The sequence below is a fragment of the Streptomyces aureocirculatus genome, from assembly GCF_000720475.1.
GTDB lineage: Bacteria > Actinomycetota > Actinomycetes > Streptomycetales > Streptomycetaceae > Streptomyces > Streptomyces aureocirculatus.
The window spans coordinates 17761-31430 of sequence record NZ_JOAP01000001.1; the positions used below are offsets into that span (position 1 = coordinate 17761).

The following is a 13670-nucleotide window of genomic DNA, read 5'->3' on the forward strand; positions in this document are numbered from 1 at the left end:
AACGCAAGCCATGCCCCTGGACACCCCGCACGCCATGCTCCGCACCACGACCGCCGCGGTGGGCGCCTTCAACGGCGCTCTCATCGAACAGGTGGAGGCCGTACTGACCGGAGCCGAGCAGGCCCGGCTGCCCGTGATCCTCCAGATCAGTGAGAACGCGGTCGCCCACCACGGTGCCCTGGCCCCGCTCGCGGCGGCCGCCCGCTCCGCCGCCACGGCCGCCGCCGTCCCCGTCGCCCTCCACCTGGACCACGCGACGCGCCCCGACCTCGTCGAGGAAGCCGTCGCGCTCGGCTTCACCTCCGTGATGTTCGACGGCGCCCATCTGCCCTGGGAGGAGAACGTCGCCCGTACCCGCGCGATCGCGGACCACTGCCGGTCCCGCGGCGTGTTCGTCGAGGCGGAACTCGGCGAGATCGGCGGCAAGAACGGCGCGCACGCCCCCGGGGTGCGCACGGACCCCGAGGAGGCGGCCCGCTTTGTGGCGGACACCGGCGTCGACGCCCTGGCCGTCGCCGTGGGCACCTCCCACCACATGACCGAACGGACCGCCCGTATCGACCTGGACCTCGTCCGGGCCCTGCGCGCCGCCGTACGGGTGCCACTGGTCCTGCACGGTTCGTCGGGGGCCGACGACGCCACCCTGGCCGCCGCGGCGGCCGCGGGCATCCGGAAGGTCAACATCTCGACGCACCTCAACACCGTCTTCACCGCGGCCGTGCGCGCCGTCCTCGACGCCGACCCCGCCGTCGTCGACCCCCGGCGCTATGTCGGCCGGGGCCGGGAGGCGATGGCCGTCGAGGTCGCCCGGCTGCTGCGCCTGTTCGCCGCCGCGGAGCCCGCCGAGCCAATTGTGTACGCCTCGTAGCCCCCGCGCGCCGCGGGTGGCCGACCGCCTGACGATTCTCGCCACCCGGGACCCGTAGGATTTCAGCCGTCCGCCGCGCAGCCAGGAGGCGCTGATGTCCGCGCAGGAGAAGCCCCGCCTGCTGGTCTCCTTCGACCAGTACGTCCCCCTCGTGTCCGCCGAGCGGACGGGCGCGCTGTGGAAGCTGGCGGAGGAGCGCAGACAACTCGACGCGAACCTGCTCAGGCTGCCCCCGGGCGGCGGTGTGGCGGAGCACGAGGAGAACTCCCTGGACGTCCTCCTGGTCGTGGTCGCGGGCGACGGCTTCCTGGACAGCGAGGGCCAGGAGCTCGCGCTGTCGTCCGGGGCGGTGGTGTGGCTGCCACGCGGGTCCCGGCGCGGGCTGCGCGCGGGTCCGCGGGGTCTTGTCCATCTGACCGTGCACGGCCGCCGCCCCGGCATGAGCATCGCCGTTTCGGCGCCGCCGCCCCGGACAGACGTCCAGGAGGGCGGCGAGGCGGCCTGCGCGCTCGACCGGGTGTGCCCCGAGTGCGGCAGGATGCGGGCCGAGGCCTCGGCGCCCTTCTGCTGTTGGTGCGGTGAGCGACTGTCTCCGGAGGGCGGCCGATGAGTGGTGAGCGGCATCTCCTTACCCAGGAACCGGACTTTCCCCCGGAGGAGTACGAGCAGCGCCGGGACGCCGTCCGGGCCGCCATGGACCGGCAGGGCCTTCAGGCGCTGCTGGTCACCGCGCCGGAGGACGTCCACTACCTGAGCGGCCTCGACCACCAGGGCCACTTCGCCGTGACGGGCCTCGTGGTGCCCCTGCACGGCAGTCCCGTCCTGGTCGAGCGGGCCATGGAGGCCCCGACCGCGGCGGCCCAGACGCACGGCGTGGGTCACCATGGCTACGGGGACGCCACGGACCCGGCCGACGCACTGCTCGACGTACTCACCCAACTCGTGCCCGCACGCCGGGCCGTCGGCTATCAGGCCGCCTCGCTCACCCTCCCGCCCGCCGTCTGGGACCGGCTGCGTACGTCGCGGGCAGCCCACTGGACGCCGTGCGACGACCTCCTGAGCACCCTGCGGCACCTCCACACCGAGCGGGAGATCGACCGGATCCGCAGCGCGGCGCGCCTGTCCGACACGGCCATGGGGGCCGGTCTCGCCGCGGCCACCGCCGGAGCCCGGGAGAACGAGATCGCCGCTGCGGTCCACGACGCCATGCTGCGCGCGGGCGGTGACCTGCCCGCCTTCGCGCCCCTCGTCCGCAGCACCGAGCGGCTGCGACAGGAACATCTGACCTGGTCGCGGCACCGGCTCGGCGCACGCGAAGCCGTCTTCATCGAACTCTCCGCGGCTCGGGGCCGCTACCACGCGCCGCTCGCCCGGCTGCTCCACCTCGACCGGCGTGACGCGGCGCGCAACGCCCGCGCGCGCGACACATCGCGCTCGGCGATGGACGCGCTGTGCGGGACGCTGCGCCCCGGCAGCACCGCCGAACAGGTCTTCCGCACGTGGTGCGCGGTCATCGAGGAAGCACGCGGCGGACCGTACGAGCGGCATCACTGCGGTTACCTCGTCGGCATCGGCTTCCCGCCCGGCTGGATGGGCGGCTCGCGCACGCTGCGTCCCGGCGACACCATGGAGCTGCGGCCCGGCATGACCTTCCACGTCCAGTCGTGGGTCCTGGACGACGACTTGGGCACGCACGCGTTCTCGGACACGGCACTGGTCACCGACGGGGGCTGCGAGGTCCTCACGCGCACACCGCGCACGGACTGAACCCCCGTCGGGCCATGTGCACGAACGCTCAGGCGCGCAGGGCGTCGGCGTTCGGGACGACGGTGCCGAACAGGTCCGTGACGGTGGTCAGGGCCGCCGTGCGCAGAGCAGCGGCGGGCAGGACCGTGCCGTCCGGGGAGCCGAGGGGCCGGGTGGCGGTGGTGTCGGCGACGACGGTGGGCCGGTAGCCGCGGTTGAAGGCGCCCTGGGCGGTGAAGGTCACGCACATGTGCGTCATGAACCCCGCGAGGACGAGATCGCGGCCGCTGCCCGGTGCGAAGCCGCGGTCCCGCAGTACCTGCTCCAGGTCGGTGGCGTGGAAGGAGTCGGGGAACTGCTTGACCACGACCGGCTCCCCGTCCGCCGGGGCCACCTCGTCGCTGATCGCCCCTATGTGGGCACGGATGTCGTACGGGGTGTTCTCGCCGCCGTCGTTGATGATGTGGACGACCGGGGAGCCCGCGGCGCGAGCGCGTGCCAGGAGGCGGGCGCCCGCCGCGAGGGCCTCCTCTGCGCCCTCAAGGGCCATGACACCGGTGCGGTAGGTGTTCTGGTAGTCGATCAGGATCAGGGCGGACTCGCTCAGCCGGGGCGGCTCGTTGTCCAGGCCGATCACGTCGCGCAGGGTGGTGGAGGCGTGGTTCGTGCTCATCGTGGGCCTTTCGTGGCGATAGCTGTTCATGGGCATGGCTGTACATGGGCATAGGTGTACATGGGCATAGGTGTACGTGGCTGTACGTGGACACGGCTGTACGTGGCGAGAGCCGTGCGGAAACGGGTCAGGCGGACTGGGTGCGGAAGCGGCGGCGGTAGGCCGCCGGGGTGGTGGCGAGCTGTCGTCGGAACGCCCGGTGCAGGGTCTCCACCGAGCCGAGCCCCGAGGTGCTCGCGACCTCGTCGAGCGGGCTGTCGGTGGTCTCCAGGAGGCGCCGGGCGACCTCGATCCTGGCCGCCTCGACGTAGGCGGCCGGGCTGGTGCCCGTCTCCTGTGCGAAGACACGGGCGAAGTGCCGCTCGCTCAGGCACATCCGGGCTGCCATGGCCCCGGTGGACAGGTCGCCGTCGAGGTGGTCGGCGACCCACCGGCGCAGTTCGTCGATGTCCCTGCGGTTGGTCGCCGAGCGGCGCAGCGGTACGGAGAACTGACTCTGGCCGCCCTGCCGTTTGAGGTAGACGACCAGTTGCCGGGCCACCGTCAGCGCGGTCTCCTCGCCCTGGTCCTCGGCGACCAGGGCCAGGGCGAGGTCCAGGCAGGCGCTGATACCGGCCCCGGTCCACAGCCTGCCGCGGTCGGTGCGGACGAAGATGGGGTCCGGGTCGACCGTGACGTCGGGGTGGTCGGCGGCGAGCTGGGCGGCGGTCGACCAGTGCGTGGTCGCTGTCTTCCCGTCGAGCAGTCCGGCCGCGGCCAGCACATGTGCCCCCACGCACACCGACGCCACCCGCCGGGCGTGCGGGGCTGTCGCCTTCACCCACGCCACGACGTCGGCGTCGATCCGGGCCAGGGGCCCGTCGTCGGTCATGTCGACGGCGCCAGGCACCAGCAGGGTGTCCACCTGGTCGCCGACGTCGTCGAAGGCCACGTCGGTGAGCAGCCGCACGCCCGCCGACGTCCTGACCGCGCCGGCGGCCGGTCCGGCGAGGACCACGTGGTACCCGGCGCGGCCGGCGGTCACCCGGTTGGCGAGGGCGAAGACCTCGGCGGGTCCGGTGACGTCGAGGAGATCGACATCGGGGAAGACCGCGATGACGACCCGGTGCGGAAGGGGCATGCCTCCATGCTGGCCGCTGTCACCGATGGCCGCAATGACGATTCCCTGTCACATCCGGACATGCCGATGGACGGGACCGAGGGACGGGCGGGGGTGGGAGGAGCCGGAAGCGCCCGGCACCCGGGCGCACCGCCACAGGCAACGCTCGACTTGCGACTGCAACCGCATGCGTCATCATTCTGCGCATGAGCCACCCCGACCCCACAGAGCCTGCGGGCAAGGGCGGCCCCGCCCATCGCCGGATGCCGATGACCGGTCGCGACCCGCAGGAACACGGTCGGGTGTCCACTCCCCTGGAGTTGTTGTTCGACCTGACCTTCGTGGTCGCGGTCGGCACCGCGGCCTCCCAGTTCGCCGAGATGGTCGCGGAAGGACATCCCGGAAAGGCGGTCGTCGCGTTCGCCCTCGCGATGTTCGCGATCAGCGTCGCGTGGATCAGCTTCAGTTGGTTCGCCTCGGCGTTCGGCACCGACGACTGGCTCTACCGCGCGCTGACGATGGTGCAGATGATGGGTGTCGTCGTGTTCGCGCTCGGTCTGCCCGCGATGTTCCACTCCGTCGAGGAGGGTGGCCACCTCGAACTGCGCGCCATGGTCATCGGGTACGTCGTGATGCGGATCGCGATGGTGTTGCAGTGGCGGCGCGCGGCCAGGGAGTCCCCGTCGTTCCACGCCGTGGGGACGGCGAACATCCGCTGGACGGTGATCGCCCAGGTCGGCTGGATCGTGGTGGGCTTCGCGGACCTGCCCCTTGTGGCCGTGTTCGGCGCCTTCGTCGTCCTCGCGGTCCTGGAACTGGTCCTCCCGGTCCTCACCCAGGGCAACGCGGGCGGCACGCCCTGGCACCCGCACCACGTCGCGGAGCGGTACGGCCTGTTCGCCATCATCACGCTAGGCGAGGGGGTGGTCGGCACCGTCGCCTCGTCCGGTGACCTGCTCGGCGGCGGGGACGGGACGCACTGGACCGGGAACGCGGTCGCCGTCGTCGTCGCCGGGGTCGGGCTGACCTTCGGGATGTGGTGGGTGTACTTCTCGACGCCCTTCGGCGACATCCTCGTACACCGCCGCCGCCGCGGCTATCTCTTCGGGTACGGGCACATCCCGCTGTTCATGGGGATCGCCGCCGCGGGTGCCGGGCTGCATGTGGCGGGACTGCATCTGGAGCACCACACGAAGATCGGTGAGGTCGCCGTGGTGCTGTCCCTGGCCCTGCCGGTGGGCCTTTATCTGCTGATGGTCTATCTGCTGCACACGCTGCTGCTGTCCGCGGTCGACCGTCTGCACCTGCTGCTCATCTCCGCCACGCTCGCGGTTCTCGCCGTGGCGGTGCTGCTGTCCGCCGCCGGTGTCGCCACCGCGGTGTGCCTGCTCGTGGTGATGCTCTCCCCCTTTGTCACGGTGATCGGCTACGAGACCGTCGGCCACCGTCACCAGCGGCGGATGCTGGAGGACCTGCGTACGGGCTGAGAGCCGCCCGCCCGGCCACGGCAGACGGCTCGCCCTGCCGGTGCGCCCGCCTGACGCCGCGGCGTCAGGCGGGGGCGTGCAGGAACTCCGCGGCGGTGGCGGCGACGGCTTCCGCCACGAGCCCGAGCGCCGGGACGTCCAGCTTCCACTGCTGCCAGTACAGCGGCACGTCGAGCCATCGCCCCGGCGTGAGCTCGACGAGGCCGCCCGAGCGGAGCAGCGGTGCCGCCTGCTGCTCCGGTACGAGACCCCAGCCGAGCCCGGCGGCCACCGCGTCGCAGTACCCCTCGGACGTGGGCACGTAGTGGCGTACCGAACCGGCCCGTGGGCCGCCGCCCTCGCTCCCACCGCCACCGCCGGTGCCGATGCCGGTGCCGTCGCCGTCGGCCGGGAGTTTCCGTACGAACTGGTCCTGGAGGGCGTCCCTGCGGTCGAAGACGATGACCGGCGCGTCGGGCAGGCAGTGCGCGAGCGGCCCTGCCGCCAGATGGCGCTCCGCGAACCGGGAGCTGGCCACCGGCAGATACCTGTTCAGGCCCAGCGGGCGCACGGTGCACCCGGCGACCGGCCGCGCCGACGACGTCACCGCGGCCATCACCTGCCCCTCGCGCAGCAGGGCGGCGGTGTGCGCCTCGTCCTCACGGTGCAGTTCGAAGCAGATCGGCGGGTCCTGCGGCACCCGGTTCAGCGCGGGCAGGAACCACGTCGCGAGGGAGTCCGCGTTCACCGCGATGGGCAGTTGTGCGGGGCCCGAGGCGTCGGCGATGCCGAGTTCGGCCCGCGCGTCCTGCTGGAGCGCGGCCAACTGCCGCGCGAACCGTACGAGCACCTGCCCCGACTCCGTCGGCCGGATCGGTTTGGTCCGCATCAGCAGCACCCTGCCGGTCTGCTGCTCCAGCGCCTTGACCCGCTGGCTGACCGCCGACGGCGTCACGTGCAGGGCGGCCGCGGCGGCGTCGAAGGTGCCTTCGTCGACGGCGGCGAGCAGGGTGCGCACCTGGTCCAGGGGAAGATCGGTCATCACGACTACTAATGCTAGGTAAGAAACATTAGCTGTACTGACGGCCGGATGCTTCTTAGCGTCGTCCCCATGCACAGCAACATCCTCACGGCGGCCGTCGCCGGATTCGGCACCGGTCTCTCCCTCATCGTCGCCATCGGCGCGCAGAACGCGTTCGTCCTCCGTCAGGGGGTGCGCCGTCAGGGCGTGCTCGCGGTGGTCGGCATCTGCGCCCTGTCCGACGCGCTGCTCATCGCCTTCGGCGTGGCCGGTCTCGGCGCCCTTGTCACCGCCCGGCCGGGCGCGCTGACCGTGATCGGCCTGGCAGGCGGTGGCTTCCTCGTCTGCTACGGCGTCCTGGCCGGTCGCCGGGTGCTGCGCTCGGCGGGTGACGGGCAGGCGATGGCGGTCGAGGGCGCCGCGACGGGTTCGCTGCGCACAGCGGTGCTCACCTGCCTGGCAATGACCTGGCTCAATCCGCATGTCTACCTGGACACCGTGCTCCTGCTCGGTTCCGTCGCCGCCGACCGCGGTTCGCTGCGCTGGGTCTTCGGCCTGGGGGCGATGCTGGCCAGCCTGGTGTGGTTCACAGGCCTCGGCTACGGCGCCCGCCTCCTCAGCGGGGTGCTTGCGAGCCCCAAGGCGTGGCGCGTACTGGACTGTCTGGTGGCGGCCACAATGCTCACGATGGGTGTCCTGCTGCTTGTACGCACCGTGTGACGCGCCCTGCGTCACGGCTCCCGCGGGGGCTCGACCTTGACGACGACGGTGTCGTCCGGGGTCACGACGCGGCCGTCCGCCGCCTGTACCCGCAGCGGGCCCAGCGGGCGTTCGTTACGGCGGTCCACCAGGCGGGAGTGCGGTTCGCCGGGGCGGAAGGAGTGCGCCTCGCCCCACTGCCGGAGTGCGACGACGACCGGGAAAAGGTCCTGGCCCTTGGGGGTGAGGACGTACTCCCGGTAGGCGCTGCCGTCGGATGCGGGCACCTGGTCGAGGACGCCGCCCGCGACGAGGGCGCGCAGCCGGGTGGTGAGGATGTTCTTCGCGACTCCGAGGCTGCGCTGGAACTCGCCGAAGCGCCGTTTGCCGTCGAAGGCGTCGCGCACGATCAGGAGGGACCACCAGTCCCCCACGGCATCGACCGACCGGGCCACCGGACACTCACTGTCGTCGAAGCTGGTCCGCTTCACCATGCCGCCACCGCCTGCCTCCCCGACCTCACCTCGACACACACATCCACCTTCGGTTGCAACATGCTACCAGCTTGGCCTACGGTCGTTCGGTAGCAACTTGCAACCACTTCGAGGGGCGGGGTACGGATGGCTGTGGACTGCCAGGCGTCACGGGAATCGACGAGGACCGGCACCGGCCGACCGGGGCCCTCGCGCGGCACGGTCCTGCTGTTCGCCCTCGCGAGCGGATCGGCCGTGGCGAACGTGTACTTCGCCCAGCCCCTCCTGGCCACCCTCGGCCGGAGCTTCGGGGTCGGACAGGGTGCCGTCGGCGCCTTGGTGACGGTCACTCAGATCGGTTACGGACTCGGCCTGTTCCTGCTCGTGCCGCTCGGCGACAGGCTGGACCGCAGGAAACTCATCACTACGCAGTCGGCACTGCTCGCGGCCGTTCTCGTGGCGCTGGGGACGGCGAGCGGTGTCCCCATGCTGCTCGCGTCGGCCGCCGCGGTGGGCTTCCTCGCCGTCGTCACCCAGTCCCTCGTCGCCTACGCGGCGGCCCTCGCCGGTCCCGACCGGCGAGGAACGGTCGTGGGCCAAGTGACGAGCGGCGTCGTCCTCGGCATTCTGCTCGCCCGCACCGTCTCGGGGCTGCTGTCCGACCTCGCGGGCTGGCGCTCCGTCTACCTGGGATCGGCGGCGGTGACCCTGCTCCTGGCCGGGGCCCTGCACCGCGCGCTGCCCCGGGACAGCGAACCGCGCGCACGCGTGCCCTACCGCCGCCTCCTGCGTTCCACGGTCACGCTGTTCCTGCGCGAACCGGTCCCGCGTACCCGCGCGTTGTACGCCCTGCTCGTCTTCGCCGCGTTCAGCACGCTGTGGAGCTGTGTGGCCCTGCCGCTGAGCGAGGCACCGTACGCGTTGTCGCACACGGCCATCGGCGCCTTCGGCCTCGTCGGCGCGGCGGGCGCGCTCGCGGCCGCCCCCGCCGGACGGCTGCACGACCGCGGACACGCCCGCGCCACCACGGGCGCCGCACTCGCCCTCCTCGTCCTCTCCTGGGTCCCCCTCGCCCTCACCGGCCGTTCCCTGTGGGCGCTCGCCGCGGGCGCGATCGTGCTCGACCTGGCCGTGCAGGCCGTCCACGTCACGAACCAGAGCGCCATCTACGCCCACCGGCCCGACGCGGGCAGCCGGGTGATCGGCGGCTACATGATGTTCTACTCCGCGGGCAGCGCCCTGGGAGCACTCGCGTCGACGAGCCTGTACGCGGCGGCGGGCTGGGGCGCGGTGTGCGCCCTCGGCGCGGGCTTCAGCGTGCTGGCGCTGGCACTGTGGGGCCTGACGGCGGCGTGAGCACTTTGCGGGCGGCTGCCACCTGGGCCGGGACGCCTGCGCCGCACGCATCACCACCGCCCGTCAGCGCCGGGTGCCGAGCCAGTCCTCGTAGTGGGTGGGGGCCAGGCGGGCGCCGGGGCTCGCGATCAGGGCAGCGCCGTCGACTGCCGCGAACATGCCCGCCTTGTCGTCGGTGACGACGGTGCGGTCGTCCTTGCTGGCCGCCAGCGTGCGGCGGCCCAGCTCGTCGAGGGGGAGGACGTCGGGTCCCGCGACTTCCAGGGTGCCGTTGAGGGGCGGGGCGGTGGCGACATCGGCGAGGGCCTCGACCACTTCGGCCGCCGCGATGGGCTGGACGGGGGTGGCCGGGAGCCGGACGGTGCCGCCGTCCGCGGTCCAGGACATGACGGCGTCCATGAACTCGAAGAACTGGGTGGCGCGCACGATCGAGTACGGCGTCGCCCCCCGCTTCAGGAACTCTTCCTGGAGGGTCTTGGCGCGGTAGTAGTCCAGTTGCGGCACCTGGTCGACCCCGACGATGGACAGGACGACCTGGTGGCGGACTCCCGCGCGCTCCCCCGCGGACAGCAGGTTCCTCGATGTGATGCGGAAGAAGTCGACGGAGGCCTCGTCGAAGGTGGGCGAGTTGGTGACGTTGACGACCGTGTCCGCGCCGGTGAGTACTCCGTCGAGCCCCGCGCCGCTCAGCAGGTCGACTCCGGTCGACAGGGAAGCGGGGACCACCTCGTGCCCCGCGGCACCGAGCCGCGTGACGAGCTGGGAACCGATCAGTCCGGTGGCTCCGATGACCGTGATCTTCATGATCGTGCCCTTTCGTCCGTGAACCGAGTGCCGCTGTCGCCACCCCTTCTGTTGTTTGCCACACCGTCTCCACCGGTGCCACTGGGCGGCCACGGACACGGTCCTGGTGAAGTCCGTCCAGGGCAGGACACGCACACGGGGCGGCGAAAACCGCTTCGGCGGCCCCGCGGCCCTGCAGTAGCGTGACGCCATGATCACTGAGTCAGCGGCCGACGAGGACGGCATCGTCGGGCGCGTGCTTGCCTGGGCCCGGAACCAGCCGGACGTCCGGGCCGTGCTGCGCACCGGGTCACGGGCGCGGCGCGACGGCACCGTGGACGCCTTCTCCGACCATGACATCGAGCTCTACACCACCGACACCGAGCGGTACGAGGACGACGGGGCCTGGGTCGAGGAGCTCGGCCCTGTGGTGGTCCAGGTGGGGCTCGATGGCCCGTACGAGAACCCGGCCCGGCTGGTGTTCTTCGAGGGGGGCGTGAAGGTCGACTTCCAGGTGGTGCCGGTGGAGCGCCTGGAACTGCTGGCCGCCGAGGGCCTCGACGACCTGCACGAGCGGGGTTACGAGGTCCTGTGGGACCGCGAGGGCGCCGCCGCCGCGCTGCCGCGGGCCACGGGGAGCGTACGGGCGGAACTGCCCGACGCCGAGGAGTTCGAGGACCTCTGCGCGGAGTTCTGGTTCGAGGTCGCTCACCTGCCGCGCTACCTGGCCCGCGGCGAGCTGTGGGTGGCCAAGTCCCGGGACTGGACCACGAAGGAACTCCTCGAGTGCATGATCGAGTGGCACGCCCTGAGCCGTAAGGGCGCCGACCACGACGTCTGGTACGGCGGCACCCGCATGCGGCGCTGGACCGACCCCGACGTGTGGGAGAGCCTGCCGCGGATCTTCGGCGGCTTCGCCGCGGACGACGCCCTGCGCGCCGCCCGGGCCACCGCCGACCTCTTCTCCCGCCTGGCCCGCGAAGTCGCCGACGCGCACGGATTCTCGTACCCGGAGAAGGCGGAGAACGTCATCCGCCCGACGCTCGACGAGATTCCGGCGATTCCGTCGGCGCCCTGAGGGCGGGCGACGGTGGCGGGCCGGTCACCCACGCTCGCCCGCGCCCCCGACCGGGGATAATTTCGGCAGGCGGGGGAACCGGTGAGCGAACTGCCGACGACGGGCCGAGGAGGCGTACGCCATGGGGACTGGACCCGAGAATCCGCAGCGCGGCCAACACGGGGAGGCCCCCGGGGGCGGACAGCGGGACGCCGATGACCTGGGGCTCCTCGACGAGCTGTCCGTCGACTGGTCGAGACCCGAACAGCCCATACTCCTCGACAAGGGCGGTCTCCCCCTCGACACCTGGCGGGAGAACTACCCGTACGACCACAAGCTGCGCCGCAAGGAGTACGAACGCGCCAAGCGCGTGCTGCAGATCGAGCTGCTCAAGCTCCAGAAGTGGGTCAAGGAGACCGGGCAGCGGATCGTCGTGATCTGCGAGGGCCGGGACGCGGCCGGCAAGGGCGGCACGATCAAGCGCTTCACCGAGCGCCTCAATCCGCGCGGCGCGCGGGTCGTGGCCCTCGACAAGCCGACCGAGCGGGAGAGCGGCCAGTGGTACTTCCAGCGCTATGTGACCCAGCTCCCGTCGGCCGGTGAGATCGTCTTCTTCGACCGCTCCTGGTACAACCGCGCCGGCGTCGAACGCGTCATGGGCTTCTGCACGCCCGAGCAGCACCGGCACTTCCTGGCCCAGGCCCCCGTGTTCGAGGAGATGCTGGTGCAGGACGGCGTGCTCCTGGTGAAGTTCTGGTTCTCGGTGTCCCGCGGCGAGCAGCGCACCCGGTTCGCCATCCGCCAGGTCGACCCGGTGCGGCAGTGGAAGCTGTCGTCGACGGACATCGCCTCCCTGGACCTGTGGGACGCGTACACCGCCGCGAAGATCGACATGTTCCGTGCCACCGACACGGTGTCCGCCCCCTGGACGGTGGTGAAGTCCAACGACAAGCGGCGCGGACGTCTGGAGGCGATGCGGCACCTGCTGGCGCGCTGCGACTACCCCGCCAAGGACAAGGACAGCGCGGGCAGCCCCGACCCGCTCATCGTCGGCGCCGCGGACACCCTCCTCGAACCGGGCGAGGAACTCACCGACCTCTCCCCCACCCCGCTGGCCGACCACTCCGAAGGACCCGGGGTCCACCCGACCGACGCGGCGTAGGCGGGCACCGGCGCCCTTCCGGGGGCGGGCGCCGGTCACCGCGTCACCCGGTCCGGGGGCCGGTACGGGCGGCGAAGTGCCGCGCCACGGCGTGAAACGACTCCTTCGGCTCCCAGTGCCATGCGGACGTCGGGTCGTCCTCCGTCCGCCACCGGGGCTTGACCAGGCCGTAGCTCGCGATGTCGTAGTCGTAGCGGCGTTCGCGGCGGTGCGGCGCGTCCGGTGTGACGAACTGGTACACCATCGCCGCGTGCAGGTTCATCCGCTCGAACACATCCAGGACCTCGGTCAGGTACCGGGCCTGGACGCGCTCGCTGCGCCGCACCCCGGGGCGGACCTCCGGCTTGGGCTTGTCGTAGTCGACGGCGTCCCAGCCCATGCCGCCGGCCTGGGGCGCGCCCTCGAAGGTGCAGGTCCCGCACTCCGTGATCGCGACGGGCTTGCCCCACTCGCGGTAGGGGCCGAGCTCCTTGACGTATCCACGAGGATCGTCGAAGTACGAGTAGTAGTTGACGCCGAGGAGGTCGAAGAGGTCCCAGTCCACCTTGTCGCCGAACGCGGAACCGTAGGTCAGCGGGCCGTGGAACACCCGGCGGCCCGTCTTCGCGGCCAGAGCGATGAACCGGTCGAGCTTGCGCTGCGCCTGCTCGGGGTTCCAGTTCCCGGCCATCATGTTCCGCACGCGCTCCACCGCGTTGTCGCCAGGGACGATGCCCGGCACGAACAGGATGAACTCGCACCCCACGCTCAGGTACACCCGCGCGCCCTGCCTGCGCAGCCGCTCCGCCTCGCGGCCGGTCTCCGCCAGGTGGTCGAGGATCTGCCGCTCGGGAAGGTCGGCGAGGCGTGGCTGGAGCCATACGTGCAGGCCGCGCTCGGCCGCCTCGGTGGCGGTGGCGGCAAGGCGCTCCACGCCGGTGCCGAAGGCGACGACGGAGTTCGCGTGCAGATCGCACGCGACGGCCCGCAGGTCGGACCGCATCCGTGCGCGGTCCCAGCCCGTGTGCGGCGTCTCCCCGTCCAGGCACTCGTACATCACACCCCGGTACGTGAGCCCGCGCCCGGCCCGGCCGGCACCTCCGGCCCTTTCGTCCGCCGCCTGCGCCGTGGCCGCCGTCTGCTCCGCCGTCTGCGCCGTGGCCGCCGCCTGCCCGGACAGCGCCGTGCCCACCAGCGCACCGGCACCCACCGCCGCGGCCCCCGCGAGGAAACTCCCTCGCGTCATCGACGTGTTCCGCATCCGCCACCCCCACCGTTGTCGATCGTC

Annotated in this window: 14 protein-coding genes; 8 read left to right on the forward strand and 6 right to left on the reverse strand. The window is 72.0% G+C overall.

What is annotated here, in order from left to right; translation table 11 throughout:
- Positions 1-10: 10 nt before the first annotated feature.
- The 3 genes from IG78_RS0100115 to IG78_RS0100125 all read left to right on the forward strand — a co-directional run bounded on the left by IG78_RS0100115 (position 11) and on the right by IG78_RS0100125 (position 2635).
- Complete coding sequence (locus IG78_RS0100115) at positions 11-868, forward strand: class II fructose-bisphosphate aldolase (RefSeq protein WP_037684650.1); 858 nt, start codon at positions 11-13, stop codon at positions 866-868.
- 94 nt (positions 869-962) lie between these two features.
- Complete coding sequence (locus tag IG78_RS0100120; protein ID WP_030558754.1) at positions 963-1478, forward strand: hypothetical protein; 516 nt, start codon at positions 963-965, stop codon at positions 1476-1478.
- Positions 1475-2635 carry a M24 family metallopeptidase gene (locus IG78_RS0100125; protein WP_037684651.1) on the forward strand — a complete coding sequence of 387 codons (1161 nt, stop codon included), beginning with the start codon at positions 1475-1477 and terminating at the stop codon, positions 2633-2635. The genes IG78_RS0100120 and IG78_RS0100125 overlap by 4 nt, the downstream gene beginning before the upstream one ends.
- Positions 2636-2663: 28 nt before the next feature.
- Here IG78_RS0100125 and IG78_RS0100130 read toward each other — a convergent pair whose 3' ends face one another.
- Both IG78_RS0100130 and IG78_RS0100135 read right to left on the reverse strand, forming a co-directional pair.
- On the reverse strand, positions 2664-3287 hold the full coding sequence (locus tag IG78_RS0100130) for an isochorismatase family protein (RefSeq protein ID WP_030558757.1): 624 nt from the start codon (positions 3285-3287) through the stop codon (positions 2664-2666).
- Positions 3288-3414: 127 nt separating this feature from the next.
- On the reverse strand, positions 3415-4407 hold the full coding sequence (locus IG78_RS0100135; RefSeq protein WP_030558759.1) for a GlxA family transcriptional regulator: 993 nt from the start codon (positions 4405-4407) through the stop codon (positions 3415-3417).
- A 185-nt stretch (positions 4408-4592) separates the two neighbouring features.
- On the opposite strand from IG78_RS0100135, the gene IG78_RS0100140 reads away from it, so the two are divergent.
- Entirely contained in the window at positions 4593-5873 is a 1281-nt protein-coding gene (locus IG78_RS0100140; RefSeq protein WP_037684653.1) for a low temperature requirement protein A, read from the forward strand.
- A 64-nt stretch (positions 5874-5937) separates the two neighbouring features.
- Here the strand turns inward: IG78_RS0100140 and IG78_RS0100145 are convergent, their stop codons facing one another.
- Positions 5938-6894 (reverse strand): LysR family transcriptional regulator ArgP, encoded by a 957-nt coding sequence (locus IG78_RS0100145; protein ID WP_030558761.1) that lies wholly within the window; start codon positions 6892-6894, stop codon positions 5938-5940.
- Between the two features lie 69 nt (positions 6895-6963).
- On the opposite strand from IG78_RS0100145, the gene IG78_RS0100150 reads away from it, so the two are divergent.
- Entirely contained in the window at positions 6964-7593 is a 630-nt protein-coding gene (locus tag IG78_RS0100150; protein WP_030558763.1) for a LysE/ArgO family amino acid transporter, read from the forward strand.
- An 11-nt stretch (positions 7594-7604) separates the two neighbouring features.
- Here the strand turns inward: IG78_RS0100150 and IG78_RS0100155 are convergent, their stop codons facing one another.
- The gene (locus IG78_RS0100155; protein ID WP_030558765.1) at positions 7605-8066 is read right to left on the reverse strand and encodes a winged helix-turn-helix transcriptional regulator; all 462 of its coding nucleotides are present in this window, start codon (positions 8064-8066) and stop codon (positions 7605-7607) included.
- 126 nt (positions 8067-8192) lie between these two features.
- Between IG78_RS0100155 and IG78_RS0100160 the strand changes: the two genes are divergently transcribed.
- Entirely contained in the window at positions 8193-9401 is a 1209-nt protein-coding gene (locus IG78_RS0100160) for an MFS transporter (protein WP_030558766.1), read from the forward strand.
- A gap of 63 nt (positions 9402-9464) precedes the next feature.
- Here the strand turns inward: IG78_RS0100160 and IG78_RS0100165 are convergent, their stop codons facing one another.
- The gene (locus tag IG78_RS0100165) at positions 9465-10205 is read right to left on the reverse strand and encodes an SDR family oxidoreductase (protein ID WP_030558767.1); all 741 of its coding nucleotides are present in this window, start codon (positions 10203-10205) and stop codon (positions 9465-9467) included.
- A 190-nt stretch (positions 10206-10395) separates the two neighbouring features.
- Between IG78_RS0100165 and IG78_RS0100170 the strand changes: the two genes are divergently transcribed.
- Both IG78_RS0100170 and ppk2 read left to right on the forward strand, forming a co-directional pair.
- Positions 10396-11262 (forward strand): aminoglycoside 6-adenylyltransferase, encoded by an 867-nt coding sequence (locus IG78_RS0100170; protein ID WP_037684654.1) that lies wholly within the window; start codon positions 10396-10398, stop codon positions 11260-11262.
- A 121-nt stretch (positions 11263-11383) separates the two neighbouring features.
- Complete coding sequence (gene ppk2, locus IG78_RS0100175; protein ID WP_030558769.1) at positions 11384-12403, forward strand: polyphosphate kinase 2; 1020 nt, start codon at positions 11384-11386, stop codon at positions 12401-12403.
- Between the two features lie 43 nt (positions 12404-12446).
- Here the strand turns inward: ppk2 and IG78_RS0100180 are convergent, their stop codons facing one another.
- The gene (locus IG78_RS0100180; RefSeq protein ID WP_169749655.1) at positions 12447-13628 is read right to left on the reverse strand and encodes a glycoside hydrolase family 113 protein; all 1182 of its coding nucleotides are present in this window, start codon (positions 13626-13628) and stop codon (positions 12447-12449) included.
- Between the last annotated feature and the right edge of the window lie 42 nt (positions 13629-13670).

Excerpts from the sequence above, each read along its gene's own strand:
- IG78_RS0100145 (WP_030558761.1), bottom strand. The coding sequence starts at position 6,894 with ATGACCGATCTTCCCCTGGACCAGGTGCGCACCCTGCTCGCCGCCGTC.
- IG78_RS0100160 (WP_030558766.1), top strand. The coding sequence starts at position 8,193 with ATGGCTGTGGACTGCCAGGCGTCACGGGAATCGACGAGGACCGGCACC.
- IG78_RS0100130 (WP_030558757.1), bottom strand. The coding sequence starts at position 3,287 with ATGAGCACGAACCACGCCTCCACCACCCTGCGCGACGTGATCGGCCTG.
- IG78_RS0100115 (WP_037684650.1), top strand. The coding sequence starts at position 11 with ATGCCCCTGGACACCCCGCACGCCATGCTCCGCACCACGACCGCCGCG.
- IG78_RS0100140 (WP_037684653.1), top strand. The coding sequence starts at position 4,593 with ATGAGCCACCCCGACCCCACAGAGCCTGCGGGCAAGGGCGGCCCCGCC.
- IG78_RS0100165 (WP_030558767.1), bottom strand. The coding sequence starts at position 10,205 with ATGAAGATCACGGTCATCGGAGCCACCGGACTGATCGGTTCCCAGCTC.
- IG78_RS0100120 (WP_030558754.1), top strand. The coding sequence starts at position 963 with ATGTCCGCGCAGGAGAAGCCCCGCCTGCTGGTCTCCTTCGACCAGTAC.
- IG78_RS0100125 (WP_037684651.1), top strand. The coding sequence starts at position 1,475 with ATGAGTGGTGAGCGGCATCTCCTTACCCAGGAACCGGACTTTCCCCCG.
- IG78_RS0100180 (WP_169749655.1), bottom strand. The coding sequence starts at position 13,628 with ATGACGCGAGGGAGTTTCCTCGCGGGGGCCGCGGCGGTGGGTGCCGGT.
- ppk2 (WP_030558769.1), top strand. The coding sequence starts at position 11,384 with ATGGGGACTGGACCCGAGAATCCGCAGCGCGGCCAACACGGGGAGGCC.
- IG78_RS0100135 (WP_030558759.1), bottom strand. The coding sequence starts at position 4,407 with ATGCCCCTTCCGCACCGGGTCGTCATCGCGGTCTTCCCCGATGTCGAT.
- IG78_RS0100155 (WP_030558765.1), bottom strand. The coding sequence starts at position 8,066 with ATGGTGAAGCGGACCAGCTTCGACGACAGTGAGTGTCCGGTGGCCCGG.
- IG78_RS0100170 (WP_037684654.1), top strand. The coding sequence starts at position 10,396 with ATGATCACTGAGTCAGCGGCCGACGAGGACGGCATCGTCGGGCGCGTG.
- IG78_RS0100150 (WP_030558763.1), top strand. The coding sequence starts at position 6,964 with ATGCACAGCAACATCCTCACGGCGGCCGTCGCCGGATTCGGCACCGGT.